Origin of the sequence: Nocardiopsis sp. YSL2 (genome assembly GCF_030555055.1) — a bacterium.
Classification (GTDB): Bacteria; Actinomycetota; Actinomycetes; order Streptosporangiales; family Streptosporangiaceae; genus Nocardiopsis.
In genome coordinates this window covers 5,314,219-5,328,991 of the sequence record NZ_JAMOAO010000001.1, presented here as the reverse complement: position 1 = coordinate 5,328,991, position 14,773 = coordinate 5,314,219, and the positions used below count along the sequence as shown (strand labels likewise).

Below are 14,773 nucleotides of genomic sequence, written 5' to 3'. Positions count from 1 at the left end.
ACGGAACACCTGAAGACACAGGTCAACCTACGTGCCCTATCTTTGACGTCTGTCACGCTCGGAGCATCCGGAGTTGCGGTCGCGTTGTGGCCGTTGACCACAGCAGCGTGGGACTTGCTCAACCTCACTGCCGATCAAGCACTCCGTCTCGTCGCTCTTGGGGTCTGCCCGCTACTGCTAGTTGGCGGAGCGGCAGGGCTGACCCGGCGGCGAGGGGCCCCAGCCCACCTGGTCTGGCTGATCATTGCGGCCTGGCTCATAGCCGCCGGAGCGGTTGCGGTCATGACTGGCTTGGCCTGGCTCGTATTGGAGACCCCTCGCTGGGAGCCCCCCGACGACCTGACCCCGAAGGGCCTGGAAGCGATCACCACCCGCGCCTTTGCAATCGTTGCCGGTTTGGGAGGCGTCGCGCTGTTGGTTATCGCCTATCGGCGCCAGCGCGCCGTCGAAGCTGAGGCGCAGAGAGCGGAGTTGACGGTTGTTCGTGAAGACACCAAGCTGTTCAACGAGCGCTTTACCACCGCCTACAGCGAGCTCGGAAGTGAGCACGCGGCTGTGCGCTTGGGTGCCATCCATGCCCTGGCGCACCTGGCTGACGATGCGCCCTCCGATGAGCTGGTGCAGATGGTAATCGACGTTTTGTGCGCGTATCTGCGTATGCCCTACGATCTCGCACCCGATCCGCTTCCCAAGAAAACTACCACGGCGCGGCGTGAGGAACACCGCGCACGCAAACTGGATTTTGCCGCGTTCCGGGAAGTGCGCCATACTGTCATCCGTGTCATTGGCAACCACCTACGCGAACCTACTCGATGGCGTGGCAGGAATTACGACTTCACTGGTGTGGAATTTGACGGCGGCAGCTTCCACGGTGCTGAGTTTACGGGCGGATACGTTTCATTCCGTTTCGCAAGGTTCAAAGGTCGAATGTCCTTCGATGGAGTTACGTTCAGCGGTGGCCAAGTCAGCTTTGACGGTGCCGATTTTTGTGGAGAACGGGTGTCCTTTCGCTTCGCTAGGTTCGCCGGATCTCAAGTGTATTTCCGATTTTCTACTCTCAGTTGTCAGGTGAGCTTTGAAAATGCCAAGTTTATCTCCGGCCAAGTAAAATTTGATCGGGCTAGATTCGCCAGTGAGCTTGTGCGCTTCGATCGTTCCGCATTCGTCGGCGGCCAACTTTCTTTCGATCTCGTGAGATTCATTAAGGGTCGAGTTGACTTTAATGGTGCAAGGTTCACCGGGGGCTCTTTGGGTTTCAAGGGTGCTCGTTTTTCTGGCAGTCAGGTGGACTTCAGTGGCGCTGAATTTTCGGGTAGCCAAGTGGACTTTAGTCTTGCTGTTTTCTCCGGCGGTGAAGTGACATTTAGTGGTTCTTCGTTCTCTGGAAGTCAGGTTAGCTTTAGTGGCGCTGGATTTTCGGGTAGTCAAGTGAAGTTCCGCCTCGCCGTGTTCTCTGGTGGGCATGTGAGCTTCAGAAATTCCGTGTTCTCGGGTGGTCAGGTGAGCTTCATTGATGCAGTAGGAACGCCTCCATCTGGTCTCTTGGGATCTCTTGAGAAAGGAGGTTCCCAAGTAATCGTTCTTCCTGCCCTATGGAAGAATAGACAGGGCGGACAAGGTTTGAAGTGAAGACTGACCGCGGCGCAAGAAGTTCTTGTCGGATTCTTAAAGCTGACTGCGGACTATTTCGCGTGGCGTTGGCCGTTAGCTTCGATCTTTCATGACAAGCGTCGATCGGCTGACGGCCGCTCGTCGGTCGCAGTACCAGGCATTCTCCGATTCGACCAGAGGTTCAGATTGTGGCGAACAGTTCGTAGAGCGGAACCACTCTCAGTGCGGGCGAGGGGACCTGCCCCACCAGCCAGGTGGTGCCTCCCGCGAAACGGCAGATCAGACCATGGGCGATCGGGTCCTCCAAGGCCAGGAGCACGGAAGGGCCGTGTCGGCGTCCTACCCGGATGGCCGTGTCACGGTCAGTTGTCATGTGGACCCACTGGCGTGACATAGGGAGCAGCCCCTCACCTCGTTCGAGAACTGCCTGGAGCGAAGACATAGCCGTGGAGTGGTAAAGGGCGCTGTCTGGGGTGCTGGGTTCATGGTCGGTGCATACATTCCGCGAGTGCCCGTATAGGGCACGTATCCTGCCGTTTCGTACATCAAAACGGGTCTCATCCACTGCTAGGGAGACTCGGATCAACTCGTCCTCGGAGACATTCAACCGACTATAAGAGACGGCCAGCATTTGCGCCACGTCCTCCAGGCGCGCCCAGCCGTAATTGTCCATGGGCAGTTCTCTGTTGTGCCGCAACAGGTAGGCGAGCGTACGGCTGATCCGGCGTCGGCGCCCTTCCCTCAGTCCCCGCAACGGGGCATGGTCGTAGGTGCCACGACGCTCGGCCCAGCCTTGGCGCAACCGGGTAGCGAAGGTGTGGCTCTCCCCCCACTCTGGACGCGTGCTCATCTCGTCCAGTAGTGCCTCGGCGTGTTCACGAGCACCGGGCGAACCGTCTCCGGAGCTAAGCCCTCGGACCACGCGGGCCAGCAGGGATACACGGTAGGACTCCCACACCCTCTCCAAGAGGTCGGAGAGGTCTTCGCCGGTACTGTGGGAGAGAGCGTGCAGGTACGTCTCGACTATCTGACGGCGCAGGTCCCATCGGTTCACAGGCAGTGCCGGGACGTCATCGGTCATCTGGGCTAGTTCGTACCCGAGGGGCCGGTAGTCCGCCGCCTCCAAATCGACCGCGATGATCCGTTCGTCGTCCGTGACCAGCCAATTGAAGGCGTGTGCGTCCCGGCGGCGGACTGCGGGAAGATCGAGACGGGCGAGGAGGGACCACCAGTCGTCGAATGTCGCATTGACTACTTCCGTCGGGTGGTTGGTCAGCATGCCGCGCAACCACTGGCGGACTTCGTTGCGCACCCTGCTGCGTACCTTCCCCACACCTCTCTGAAGGCCACGGGAACTGTGGGTGTAGGCGAGGAAGATCGCTGTGCGCTTCAGCAACTTTAGCGACAGTTCGGGATTCTCGGCGGACAGCAAGTTAGCTAATACCTGGCCGTGCTCGAACCGGCGAACGGTAACGATCTCGTGTTCCTGTAGATTGGCGCGCTTGGGCTGACGGTACAAGGTCTTCTCATAGGGAATGGTGGTGATGTACTCACTGATACCGAATTGGCCATTTGAATCCATCTCGGCTAAGGTGCGGCTCACCGCCGCCGAGGCTTCCTCATCTCGGTTGAAACAGACCTGGGAGGTAGGTTTGAACACCAGGGTGGAGCTGGTGAAACCCAGGTAGTCCTCGACAGTCATGACGTTGCTGCGCCCTCCCAGGTTATGGTGGACCAGATCCGGACTGCCGCTTGCTCGCTGAGCCGCCTCTCGGTAGAAGAAGTTTGCGTCGCGTTCGGCTACGGCCCGGACCCATCGCTTGGCGTCGTTGACGCTGCCAAGATCGTGCAGCAACTTGCCCTTGTCCTTGGGGGTGACCGCGCCGCCCCGTTCGGCATCCCGTCCGAGCCGGACCAACGGCACACTGGAGGTCGTGTGACGTGACGCCTCTTTGACAAGTCGGCTGATCCCGACCCTCCACAGACTCCGGTCCCCGTCCAGGTAGGACAGTTCCAGGAGATCGTCCGCGTGGCGCAGTCTGCTGAGCTCATCGGTAAGCGGAAAGGAGTTGTTGTCGCCTTCTTGGAGCCGGATGGCCTGGCGGAGCCGGTTCCTTCGCTCTTCTTCCGGGACTCTGGGTAGATCTGCGTAGGCGCGCAGGCAGTTGGAAAGCAATCTTCGAACGAGGGGGTCGGTCGAGGAAGCGAAGCGCTGTTCGAGTTCATCTACCAGTGCACCCGGGAGCGAGGCGGCAGGGAGGTCTCCTTTCCCGGCGAACCTGTGGAAGTGCTCACCGATACCGAAGTGGTTCTTCAGGTGCCGCAGCTCAAGGTGAAGGAAGGGCAGCATACGGGGCGCCCTGCGGGCCTTCGACAGCACACACCGCAGGATTGCCTGTCGGACCTCCTCGTCCGGTTTCGCATCCTTCACCAAGACGAGGGTCCGCTCGGCCTCGTCGAAGTAGTTCTGGTTCCGCTGGTCCTGGGGGCGCCCATCCGCCAACCTCAACCACACTTCGGCGAGGTTCAGAAGCCAAGCAGCGTTGCGTTGGCAGGTTGGGGCGTGGCGTTGGTCGACCTTTATGGCATGACCTAGGTACTCGCGGTCTCCGGTGTTGTCGTGCAGTCGGAGGTAGGACTCGAGGAGATAGGGGACTGCGTCCTCGGCGGAATTGCCTTCTAGGATCGAATGGTCGATCTGTTTGGCCGACTCTTGAAGATCGGCGTTGCTCACGGGCTCGAACCTGGCGATCAGGACCGAGGACTGCCCCAGCCGCCCAGAAAACTGGTAGCGACCCTGACTGTCGGTCTGGCTGCTGTTGTGCACGATGTCCGCCAGATAGACTCGTGTCAGGCGCAGGAGCCTGCAGAACACCACGGGACGTCGCCAGTTGATTTGCAGGGCCATGGCCCACAGGCATAGGGCCACACGCTGCCGGACCACGTGAAGGGTCTTGGCGTAGTGCATACCCGGGTAACGGTTCTGGGCTGCTTGCGCCGCCAGCCTGCACAGGTTGCTCTCGAAGACGAGGGCTTCGAAAGCGAGGGCACTGCTGACAGAGTCGCCCAAGACATCGCGCCACTGCTGAAACAGCGTCTTGGTTCCTTGGGGAACGATGACCACGCTCGATACCCAGGACCGACTGCGGAGTCTGACCCAATCTCGGATGGCTTCGTCAAGGGAATCGTAGCCGATCCAGAGCAGGAGATGGGCGAGCTCGGGAAATTCTTGTTCCACGAAGTCCCTGAGTTCACGGTTGGAAAGCTCAAGGGAGTCGAGAGGTGGGGGCGCGCCGCCTTTCACCCTGGTGAGTTGTGCTGCCAGGGCTGATGGGGTGAAACGTGCTTGCAATCCGCCTCCCAGGGCTGAGGCCTTCTCTCCGGTTGTCATTCCTCACAGCGCGGATGTGCTTGTCGAGAGCAGAGACGCTTCGCGCCTTCTCTCCTCCCTTCCCCGCTTGAGCCTCTGGTGATCCCTCTGGCCGGACCTCTGACTCCAAGAGTAGACGCCCTGCTCCTTCTGGCGGTCGAGGCCGCCAGTCGTTGTTTCGTTCCGTGTGGGATGGAGGTTCTCCTGCCGGGATCACCTACCGTCACTCGTAGGGTTGGTGGTGTCATACCGTCGTAGTGTTTCGCCATCGCATACGGGCCAGGGCTGCTCTTGCGGCCACAGGAGCAGTCCTCCGACAGAGCTGGCGTAGTGTGACGGGCGGCCTGGGCGCGAGTTCAGGCGTACCGCGCTCCCCTGCACAAGGGCCGCAGCTCGTGAAAATGGTCTTCGACGTTGACCGGACAAAGCGGGGTGCAGTGAGTCAAAGGGGTCTTCTGATATGCGGGCTGTGCAGGGCGCGGGTGACTCTATGTGCTGGATCCGACGATCCGCCGCTCAGGTTCTGACTGGGCGGATGGGGGCGCCTCCGACGGTCCGGCCCCCGTTGCCGTCGGCTTTGGGCCGGGATCCAGCGGATTCGTGAGATGGGCGTACCGCGTAGTGGGCCGTGGCGCTGTTGTCGGGGTACATGGGCGGCTGTCGTACCTGTTGGGGCAGCGTGCGCACAGGCCCGGGATTGCCCGTGGCGCGGCGGCTGTGGGGCGCTGGTGGGCGGACGCGGGCTGTCCCGGCCCGGCGCCCACAGGGTCACGGGATGGCAAAATGCTCCGCGAGGTCCGCCCCCACCTGTACTGGACCTTGCACTGGGGAGCACACACGGAGCATTTCAGGCCCCGAACGGGGCCTCGCGCCTAGCCTGTTCGACTCGTGCACCCCGTCTGACCTGGGGTTTTGTGGCGCACCCGGCAGGATTCGAACCTGCGGCCATCGGATGAGAAGTCCGATGGTCACGACGCCCTGGTCAGGAACCTCAGCAACACCTCCCACCAACCGTGCCGGTGGTCCCAAGGCACGTCGGTGGCAGGGCATGTGGGCGAAAGCCCCGCGTCCCCTACTCCCCCAGTGACGCGGCGCGCTGCCGGAGGAAGGCTCGCACGGCCCGGTCGTCGCTGAGTTCCGCCGCCGTCGCGTAGGAGTCAGCGGCCTCGTCCGGCCGGTCCAGGCTGGCCATCAGGTCTCCCCGGGTCGCGTGGAAGGGCTGGAACCGCTCGCGCTCGGCCGGCAGGGCGTCCAGCAGCTCCAGACCGTGCTCGGGCTCGTCCGTGCGTCCCACGACCGCCGCGTGGGCGACGCGGGCACCCAGGCTCGGCGCCACCGCGGCCAGTGCCGTGTACAGGGTGCGCAGCGCGGGCCAGTCGACTTGCCCGGTACGTCTCCGATCGCAGTGCACGGCCTGGATCGCCGCCTCCAGCTGGAAACGGCCCGGTACCCGGCCGGGGCGTTCGGCCCGTCGCAGGTACTCTTCACCCCGCGCGATGAGCGACCGGTCCCACCCGGCCGGATCCTGTTCGTCCAGCGGACGATAGGTGCCCTCGGGCACCGCCCGTGCCGAGGACAGCGCGACCAGCGCCGCGAGCGACCAGGCCTCGGGCTCGTCGCCGAGCAGGGTCGCGGTCGTGACGGCCAGGTACAGCGCTTCTCCGGCGAGCGAGTCCCCGTCGGTCGGGCCCGGCCGGGCCAGCGCGTAGCAGCCGTAGACCGCTTCGAGCACCGGCGGCAGCCGCTCGGGCATGGCCTTCCGCCCGGGGATGGCGAACGGGATCCGGGCGTCGCGGATGCGCCTCTTGGCTCGTACCAACCGCTGGGACATCGCCCCGGCGGGTACGGCGAAGGCCCGGGCGATGTCGGCGGAGTCGAATCCGAGGACGGTCTGCAGCATCAGTGGTGTGCGCGCGGTCGCGGCGATCGCCGGGTGCGCGCAGACGAACAGCAGCGCCAGCAGCCGTTCCGGTATCGCGTCCGGATCGAGCCCGTCCAGGGGCGAGACGGCGTCCGCGCCGGTGCCGGTGGCGGCCTCCATCGGCTGGTTGCGCCGGTAGGCGGCCGACTTCCACAGGTCCCGCTGCCGGTTGCGCGCGACCGTCAGCAGCCAGCCCTCGGGGTTGTCCGGGACGCCGTCGCGCGGCCACGCGGTCAGGGCCTGCTCGAACGCCTGCGCCAGGGTGTCCTGGGCGAGTTCGAGGTCGCCGGTCGGGGCCGCCAACAGCGCCACCAGCCGACCGTAGGAGGTCCGCGCGGTGCGCTCGACGGCGGCCGACGCCGGCCCGGCCGTCGCCCTGGTCATGACGACGGAACCCAGACCCCGGCCTCGGTGTGCACCGCGCCGGGCCGGATCTCGACGGTGCCCCACTCAGCGGGCGGGGCCTGTCGCGCCCAGTCCAGGGCGGCGTCCAGGTCCGGTACGTCGATGACGATCACGCCGCCGAGCTGCTCCTTGGTGTCGGCGAACGGACCGTCCTGGATCCGGGGCTCCCCGTCGACGAGGGTGAGCGTGGTCGCGCTGGTGGACGGCTGCAGCACCTGGCCGCTCACGAGGACGCCGGCCTGCTCCAGGGTCGCGGCGTAGGAGGCGAAGGCCCGCATGCCGTCGGCCATCGCCTCCTCGCCGATCGACTCGTCGGTCTCCTCGCCGTAGTGGAGCATCAGCATGTACCGCATGGTCCGGTCCCTCCTCCGAGCCGCACGCTCACTTCGCCCGGTAGCGCGCGATCACGACACCGGTCGTGGACGTCACCGACTCCTCCAGCACGAGGTCGGCGCGGTCGGCCGCGCCGAAGAGCCGGGTTCCCGAACCCAGCACGATCGGGTGGATCAACAGGACGTACTCGTCGACCAGTCCCCCGGCGTGCAGGGACCGCACGAGCTCTCCGCTGCCGAGCACGGTGATCGTACCCTCGACGTCGCGCTTGATCCCGGACACAGCCTCGGTCACGTCACCGGTCACCGGGGTGGAGTGGGGGTAGGCGAGTGCGGTGTCCGCGTCGCGCGAGGCGACGTACTTGCGCTGGTTCACCAGGACCTCGGTGAAGGGGTTCGTTTCGGGGACCGACGTCCAGTGGCCCAGCAGGTCCTCGTAGGTCCGGCGCCCGAACAGCAGGGCACCCGTCCCTTCCATCCTGGAGCCCACAAACCGCCCGATGACCTCGTCGGCGAACCCGTCGCCCCATCCTCCGTGGCCGAAGCCGCCGCGTGTGTCCTCGTCCGGGCGTCCCACGCCCTGCAGCACGCCGTCCAGGGTGACGCTCTCGAAGACGCTGATCTCTCCCATGGTCCTGCTCCTCGTCTCGTGGTCTCCCGGGCCGCGGTGTGCGGACCGACATGGTGATGACGAGGCGGAGGGGGCCCAACAGACACGCGTGGACGAAAAACGGGGCCCGGGAGCGAAGAATCGCTCCCGGGCCCCGTTCAGGCTTCAGCGGCCGTGGCCGATCAGCGGCGCGGGCGCCTGCGCGGTCCGCGCGAACCGGATCCGCGCGGTCCCGATCCGTACGGCGACGAGCCGTGGCGCCGCTCACGGGTGGCGGTCGACGCCACGGTGACAGGCACGCCCGAAGGCTCGCGCGCCCCGGTCACCCTGGCCAGATCCGTGCTGGCGACGTCCACCCGCAGCATCTGCGGTTCGATCTTGGCCCGACTCATGAGCCGGGTCATGTCGCGTCGCTGGTTGTTCAGCACCAGCGTGACCACGTTGCCGGACTCCCCTGCACGGGCGGTACGGCCGCCGCGGTGCAGGTAGTCCTTGTGGTCCGTGGGCGGGTCGATGTTGACCACCAGGTCCAGACCGTCCACGTGGATGCCGCGGGCCGCCACGTTGGTGGCGATGAGCGCGGTGACGTCGCCTCGCTTGAACTGGTCGAGCGTGCGGGTCCGCTGGGGCTGGCTGCGACCGCCGTGCAGGGGCGCGGCGAGGACGCCGTTGGCCAGCAGGTGGTCGGCCATCCGGTCGACGGCGCGCTTGGTGTCGAGGAACATGATCACTCGGCCCTCACGGGCGGCGATCCGGGTGACGATGTCCTGCTTGTCCATGTGCGTCACGTGCATGACGTGGTGCTCCATGGTGGAGACGGCGCCCTCGGACAGGTCGACCGAGTGCACGACCGGGTCGTTGAGGAAGCGGCGGACGAGCGTGTCGACGTTGCGGTCCAGGGTCGCCGAGAACAACATGCGCCGGCCGCCGGCCGGAATCTGCTGCAGGATGGCGGTGACCTGGGGCATGAAGCCCATGTCGGTCATCTGGTCGGCCTCGTCCAGGACGGCGGACTCCACCTGGTCCAGGACGCAGTCGCCGCGCTCCATCAGGTCGCGCAGACGGCCGGGGGTGGCCACCACGAGGTGGACGCCCTGGCGCAGGCTGCGGGCCTGGCGGTGGATGGGCATGCCGCCGACGACGGTGGTCGCGCGCACTCCCACCGACCGCGCGTAGGGGTCCAGCGCCTCGGTGACCTGCTGAGCGAGCTCACGGGTCGGCGCGAGGACCACGGCGAGGGGGCGCCGGGGCTCGGCCGTCGTTCCCTGGAGCTTGGCGAGCAGCGCGAGCCCGAAGGCCAGCGTCTTGCCGGAACCGGTCCGGCTGCGGCCCAGAACGTCACGCCCGGCCAGGGCGTTGGGCAGGGTCGCCGCCTGGATCTCGGACGGGGTGGTCAGACCCTGGCGGGCCAGGGTGCGCTTCAACGGCTCGGGCATGTCGAGCGCGTCGAAGGTCTCCACCGGCGGGAGCGCCGGGGTGACGGTGGTCGGAAGAGCGAACTCTCCCGAGGGGCCGCCGCTGCGTCCGCGCCCGTTGGACTGGGAGCGCTGGGGGGCGTGGGGACGCTGCCGGCCGAAGGGCCGAGCGGTGCGGTTGCGGCTTGTAGCAGTGCGGTAGGGCTGACTCATGTGGGGCCTTTCGCCGACGGCGCTGGCCGGGCGGGAGGCCTTCTGGCCTCGCAGGGGGAAACCGGGTACGCCGGAGGAAACAACTCGGATGACCGCACCGGTCCGGAGTGTTCCGGGGTGCGGAGGGCGCCGGTGCCTGTCGGTGATCGACGGCGGAGAATCCGGCGGAGCACAGAAAAAAGCGGTGGGCCCGGCACCCGAAGGGCGGGCACCACCGCTGGGGGAGAGCGAACTCCCCTAGATCAGGGTGATGTTCTCGGCCTGGGGGCCCTTGGCGCCCTGGGTCGCGTCGAACTGCACAGCCTGGCCCTCGGCCAGCTCACGGTAGCCCGTGGCCTGGATGTTCGAGTAGTGGGCGAAGACGTCGGGGCCGCCGCCGTCCTGCTCGATGAAGCCAAAGCCCTTTTCGCCGTTGAACCACTTAACCGTACCGGTCGCCATATGGATACCTCTCGTTCGGAGCATGAAGAAAACCGCGGATGACGATTTTCCGTCACCGCGGTGATCTCCCGAACGGATGTCTGTCCATCGGGGGCCACAACTGCAACTCCCTGAAACTTAGCACAGGAAAGTCATCCTGCGCGGATTTTCCGGTGTGTCGAAGGACACCGGCGGATGTGGTAACGAACAGGCGGAAAACGTGTCGACCAGGATTTTCTCAAATATCCCCACGCCTGGGCGGGTGTGGGGGTCCGGCCCGTTCGGTCCGGGGCCCCGTTGGCAGGATGAGGCCATGGACGGAACACGGAACGGGGCAGGCAACGAGCAGTGGGACCAGGATTCTCTGGCCGCGGTCGCGGTCGGGGACGTCCTCGGCGGGACCGTCACCGCGGTGCGCGCATATCGGGACGCGTCGGTGGCCCTGGACGGATGTGCCGGGCCCCCGCTGGGCGAGATCGTGTCCCAGGACCTGTCGTGGCGCCGGTCGGCCGAAGCGGTGCTGCGGGTCGGTCAGCGGATCACGGCGGAGGTCGTGTCCGTGGACAGGGAGAACGCCCGGATCCGCCTGTCGACGGCGGCCACGGAGAACCCGGAACTCTGGCGGTTCCTGAAGGGTCGGTGCCCTGGGGAGCTCGTCTCCGGCACGATCGCGTCGATCGAGTCGTTCGGCGTGTTCGTGGCATTGGACGAGGGCCCCGGCCACCCCGTCTTCCCCGGCGTCGGGTTCGTCTCCCACTCCGGACTGAGCTGGTGCACAGTGCGGCACGCCACGGAGATCGTCAGTGTCGGCGAGCGCGTCCGGTGCGAGTTCCTCGCCTTCGACACCTGGAACGGTGAGGCCCGGCTGTCGCTGCGGGCGACCCGACCCGATCCCTTCCAGTCGTTCGCCGACCGGACGGAGGTGGGGCGGCAGGTACGTGGACGGATCGTCAAGCTGGCCCCGATCGGTGCATTCGCCGAGATCACCGTCGGAGTGGTCGGGCTCATCCCGCTGCGCGAACTGCCGGAGGCTCCCGTGACGGACCCGGAGGACCTCGTCCGGGTCGGCGACGAGGTCACGGCGGTGGTCACCACGCTCGAACGGGAGCGGCGACGGTTCACCCTCTCGATGCGCCAGGTCTCCGGCGGCCGGTGAGGGCGCACGCGCCTGTGCCAGGATGCCGACGATGGCTTCTCGAACCCCCAACCCCCCCGAACCTGCGTCCCCCGGGCCCGCCCCTGGCCGCACTGGGCGCCCTGTTGGACCGCTCCCTCGCCCAGATCTCCGCCGCCGCCCACGACGCGCGCACCTTCGACCGCGAGGCCGTCCGGGCCAGGAGCAGGGACACCGGCAGGGCCCGGACCTTGGTGTCGCGGACCTCCACCGGCCGGCCCTGGTCGATCCACACCGCGAGCGGTCCCAGCACACCGCAACCCACCGCGGTCACCAACACGACGGCCTCGGCCGGTATGAGTGTGTACACGGGCACCAAGGCGGCGGTCTGCGGCCGCCGTCACGCGAGGAGACCGGGCCGGGGCGGGCAGGCCGTAGTCTGTGCCGCGTGGAGCTACGTCAGTTGCGGCACTTCGCCGCGGTGTGCGAGGAGCAGCACTTCACGCGCGCCGCCGAGTACCTCGGCATCACCCAGTCGGGCCTGTCCGCGTCGATCCGCGCCCTGGAGCGCGATCTGGACGCCCAACTGCTGCTGCGCACCACCCGGCGGGTGACCCCCACACCGACGGGGCGCCTGCTGCTCGCCGAGGCCCAGCGCATCCTGGCCGCCGCCGACGGACTGCGGGAGCTGGTCGCCGACGACCAGAGCGTGCGGGGCACGCTGTCGCTGGGCACCGAGCAGTGCATGGGTGTGGTGGAGGCGGTCCCGCTGCTGCACCGCTACCGCGCCCTGCACCCCGACGTCACGCTCAACCTCCAGCAGGAGGCGACCGGCGAGCTCCTGGACCAGCTGCGCGCCGGCCGCTTGGACACCGCTCTGGTGGCGGGCACTCTGCGCGAGGGCGAGGGGGTGCGGATCCTGCGCATCACCGAGGAGCCGATGATGCTGCTGTCGGCTCCCGACCACCCCCTGGACTCCGGGGACGTGCTCGCGCGGTTGGCGCACGAGGAGTATGTCGACCTGCATCCCGGATGGGGCGCCCGCGACTGCGCCGACCGGGCCTTCGCCGACTTCGGCATCACCCGTCGGGTGGCGCTACAGGTGAACGACGTCTACACGCTGCTGGACCTGGTGCACCGGCGCATGGGGGTCGCGGTGGTCCCCCGGCCGGTCCTGGACAAACCGCAGGCCGAGGGGTTGCGCAGCACGGCGCTGCCCGGCGGGACCCGGTGGGCGGTGGGCCTGGCGCTGCCCGGGGGCACGCGCCCCTCCACGGCGACGCGGGCCTTCGTCGACCTGCTGCGCGCCGAGCACCCCATTCATGACTCGGACTCCTGAATCCCAGACCTCTCACATGTTGGACATGTTCACTCGCTGTGGTGCATGGTGAGGCCCCGGGCGACGCGCACCGGCGTCGCGCGGCAGCCACGTGTTGGGAGCGCCTGCCCATGCCACAACGAGTATCCGGAGTCATCGCCCGGGCCAAGGGAGAGCCCGTCGAGGTGACCACCATCGTCATCCCCGACCCCGGGCCCGGCGAGGCCGTCGTCGCCGTCCAGGCCTGCGGGGTGTGCCACACCGACCTGCACTACCGGGAGGGCGGTATCAGCGACGAGTACCCCTTCCTGCTCGGGCACGAGGCCGCGGGCGTGGTGGAGTCGGTCGGCGAGGGCGTCACCACCGTCGCGCCCGGCGACTACGTGATCCTCAACTGGCGGGCGGTGTGCGGTGACTGCCGCGCCTGCCGCCGGGGCCGTCCCCAGTACTGTTTCGACACCCACAACGCGACTCAGCCGATGACGCTGGAGGACGGCACCGCGCTCTCCCCCGCCCTGGGCATCGGCTCCTTCGCCGAGAAGACCCTCGTGGCCGCCGGGCAGTGCACCAAGGTGGACCCCGACGCCTCCCCGGCCGCGGCCGGGCTGCTGGGCTGCGGCATCATGGCGGGAATCGGCGCCGCCATCAACACCGGCGGTGTGGGCCGGGGCGACTCGGTCGCCGTCATCGGCTGCGGCGGCGTGGGCAGCGCCGCGGTGGCCGGGGCGAACCTGGCCGGAGCGTCGCGGATCATCGCGGTGGACCTGGAGGAGCGCAAGCTCGACTGGGCGCGCGGCTTCGGCGCCACGCACACCGTCAACGCGCGCGAGAAGGACCCGGTCGAGGCGATCCGCGAGCTCACCGGCGGGTTCGGCACCGACGTGGTCATCGACGCGGTCGGTCGGCCCGACACCTACGAGCAGGCCTTCTACGCCCGCGACCTGGCGGGCACGGTCGTGCTGGTGGGCGTGCCCACTCCGGACATGCGCCTGGAGCTGCCGCTGCTGGACGTGTTCGGCCGCGGCGGCGCACTGAAGTCCTCGTGGTACGGCGACTGCCTGCCCTCCCGCGACTTCCCCATGCTCATCGACCTGTACGAGCAGGGCCGACTGGACCTGGACGGCTTCGTCACCGAGGAGATCGGCCTGGGCGACGTCGAGGCGGCGTTCGGCCGCATGGAGCACGGCGAGGTCCTGCGGTCGGTAGTGCGGCTGTGAGCGGAGCACGGGTGGACCACCTGACCACGACCGGGGTCTTCACCCTGGACGGCGGATCGTGGGAGGTCGACAACAACGTCTGGCTGATCGGTGACGACGACGAGGTCGTGGTCATCGACGCCCCGCACGACGCGGACGCCATCCTGGCGGCTGTGGACGGGCGCCGAGTGGTGGCCGTGGTCTGCACGCACGGCCACAACGACCACGTCAACGCCGCCGTGGAGGTGGCGGAGGCCGCCGGCGCACCGATCCTGCTGCATCCGGACGACCGGGTGCTGTGGGACATGACCCACCCCGAGCGGGGGCCGGACGGCGAGCTCGCCGACGGGCAGTCCGTCAAGGTCGCGGGGACGGAACTGACCGTGCTGCACACACCGGGGCACGCGCCCGGCGCGGTGTGCCTGTACGCGCCCGAGCTCGGGGCGCTGTTCAGCGGCGACACCCTGTTCCAGGGCGGTCCGGGGGCGACGGGACGGTCCTATTCGGACTTCCCGACCATCGTCGGGTCCATCCGCGACCGGCTGCTGACGCTGCCGCCGGAGACCGAGGTGCACACCGGCCACGGCGGGTCGACCACCATCGGCGCGGAGGCGCCCCACCTGCAGGAGTGGATCGACCGCGGTCACTGATCACGAAGGACGGGAGCCGGAGGCTCTCGGTCGAGGGTGGCGGCCCCGCCCTGCGCGTCGCGCCCCAGGGGCGATGGCGGCGGACGGGGGGAGGGCCGGTCGGTGGAGGCGCCCACCGCCGACCGGCCGCGGGCGGTTCCCCGGGGCTCTGGGACCGGGAGGCGCGCCGACCGGGCACGCGATGACTCGAACAGGTCC

Annotated in this window: 11 protein-coding genes; 5 read left to right on the top strand and 6 right to left on the bottom strand. The window is 67.5% G+C overall.

Annotated features, from left to right (window positions below):
• Window positions 1-282 precede the first annotated feature (282 nt).
• The gene (locus M1P99_RS23520; protein ID WP_304454752.1) at window positions 283-1,629 is read left to right on the top strand and encodes a pentapeptide repeat-containing protein; all 1,347 of its coding nucleotides are present in this window, start codon (window positions 283-285) and stop codon (window positions 1,627-1,629) included.
• Between the two features lie 163 nt (window positions 1,630-1,792).
• Here the strand turns inward: M1P99_RS23520 and M1P99_RS23515 are convergent, their stop codons facing one another.
• The 6 genes from M1P99_RS23515 to M1P99_RS23490 all read right to left on the bottom strand — a co-directional run bounded on the left by M1P99_RS23515 (window position 1,793) and on the right by M1P99_RS23490 (window position 10,318).
• Window positions 1,793-4,963, bottom strand: coding sequence for an RNA 2'-phosphotransferase (locus M1P99_RS23515; RefSeq protein WP_304454751.1), 3,171 nt, complete (start codon window positions 4,961-4,963; stop codon window positions 1,793-1,795).
• Window positions 4,964-6,053: 1,090 nt separating this feature from the next.
• Window positions 6,054-7,286: an RNA polymerase sigma factor gene (locus tag M1P99_RS23510; protein WP_304454750.1), complete on the bottom strand. Its 1,233-nt coding sequence runs from the start codon at window positions 7,284-7,286 to the stop codon at window positions 6,054-6,056.
• A complete protein-coding gene (locus M1P99_RS23505; RefSeq protein ID WP_304454749.1) occupies window positions 7,283-7,660 on the bottom strand; it encodes a YciI family protein in 378 nt (125 codons plus the stop codon). Before M1P99_RS23505 ends, M1P99_RS23510 begins: the two co-directional genes overlap by 4 nt.
• Before the next feature lie 28 nt (window positions 7,661-7,688).
• On the bottom strand, window positions 7,689-8,270 hold the full coding sequence (locus M1P99_RS23500; RefSeq protein WP_304454748.1) for a dihydrofolate reductase family protein: 582 nt from the start codon (window positions 8,268-8,270) through the stop codon (window positions 7,689-7,691).
• A gap of 161 nt (window positions 8,271-8,431) precedes the next feature.
• Window positions 8,432-9,877, bottom strand: a complete 1,446-nt coding sequence (locus M1P99_RS23495) for a DEAD/DEAH box helicase (protein WP_304454747.1) — start codon at window positions 9,875-9,877, stop codon at window positions 8,432-8,434.
• Between the two features lie 237 nt (window positions 9,878-10,114).
• Window positions 10,115-10,318 (bottom strand): cold-shock protein, encoded by a 204-nt coding sequence (locus M1P99_RS23490; RefSeq protein WP_179820163.1) that lies wholly within the window; start codon window positions 10,316-10,318, stop codon window positions 10,115-10,117.
• A 292-nt stretch (window positions 10,319-10,610) separates the two neighbouring features.
• Between M1P99_RS23490 and M1P99_RS23485 the strand changes: the two genes are divergently transcribed.
• The 4 genes from M1P99_RS23485 (at window position 10,611) to M1P99_RS23470 (ending at window position 14,575) form a co-directional block, all read left to right on the top strand.
• On the top strand, window positions 10,611-11,453 hold the full coding sequence (locus M1P99_RS23485) for a S1 RNA-binding domain-containing protein (protein ID WP_304454746.1): 843 nt from the start codon (window positions 10,611-10,613) through the stop codon (window positions 11,451-11,453).
• A 406-nt stretch (window positions 11,454-11,859) separates the two neighbouring features.
• On the top strand, window positions 11,860-12,750 hold the full coding sequence (locus tag M1P99_RS23480) for a LysR substrate-binding domain-containing protein (RefSeq protein WP_304454745.1): 891 nt from the start codon (window positions 11,860-11,862) through the stop codon (window positions 12,748-12,750).
• Window positions 12,751-12,860: 110 nt separating this feature from the next.
• Window positions 12,861-13,946, top strand: coding sequence for an S-(hydroxymethyl)mycothiol dehydrogenase (locus tag M1P99_RS23475; protein WP_304454744.1), 1,086 nt, complete (start codon window positions 12,861-12,863; stop codon window positions 13,944-13,946).
• Entirely contained in the window at window positions 13,943-14,575 is a 633-nt protein-coding gene (locus M1P99_RS23470; protein ID WP_304454743.1) for an MBL fold metallo-hydrolase, read from the top strand. Before M1P99_RS23475 ends, M1P99_RS23470 begins: the two co-directional genes overlap by 4 nt.
• The last annotated feature ends 198 nt before the right edge of the window (window positions 14,576-14,773 follow it).

Coding starts and splice junctions, on each gene's coding strand:
- M1P99_RS23490 (WP_179820163.1), bottom strand. CDS start 10,318: ATGGCGACCGGTACGGTTAAGTGGTTCAACGGCGAAAAGGGCTTTGGC.
- M1P99_RS23500 (WP_304454748.1), bottom strand. CDS start 8,270: ATGGGAGAGATCAGCGTCTTCGAGAGCGTCACCCTGGACGGCGTGCTG.
- M1P99_RS23495 (WP_304454747.1), bottom strand. CDS start 9,877: ATGAGTCAGCCCTACCGCACTGCTACAAGCCGCAACCGCACCGCTCGG.
- M1P99_RS23505 (WP_304454749.1), bottom strand. CDS start 7,660: ATGCGGTACATGCTGATGCTCCACTACGGCGAGGAGACCGACGAGTCG.
- M1P99_RS23520 (WP_304454752.1), top strand. CDS start 283: ATGACTGGCTTGGCCTGGCTCGTATTGGAGACCCCTCGCTGGGAGCCC.
- M1P99_RS23510 (WP_304454750.1), bottom strand. CDS start 7,286: ATGACCAGGGCGACGGCCGGGCCGGCGTCGGCCGCCGTCGAGCGCACC.
- M1P99_RS23475 (WP_304454744.1), top strand. CDS start 12,861: ATGCCACAACGAGTATCCGGAGTCATCGCCCGGGCCAAGGGAGAGCCC.
- M1P99_RS23485 (WP_304454746.1), top strand. CDS start 10,611: ATGGACGGAACACGGAACGGGGCAGGCAACGAGCAGTGGGACCAGGAT.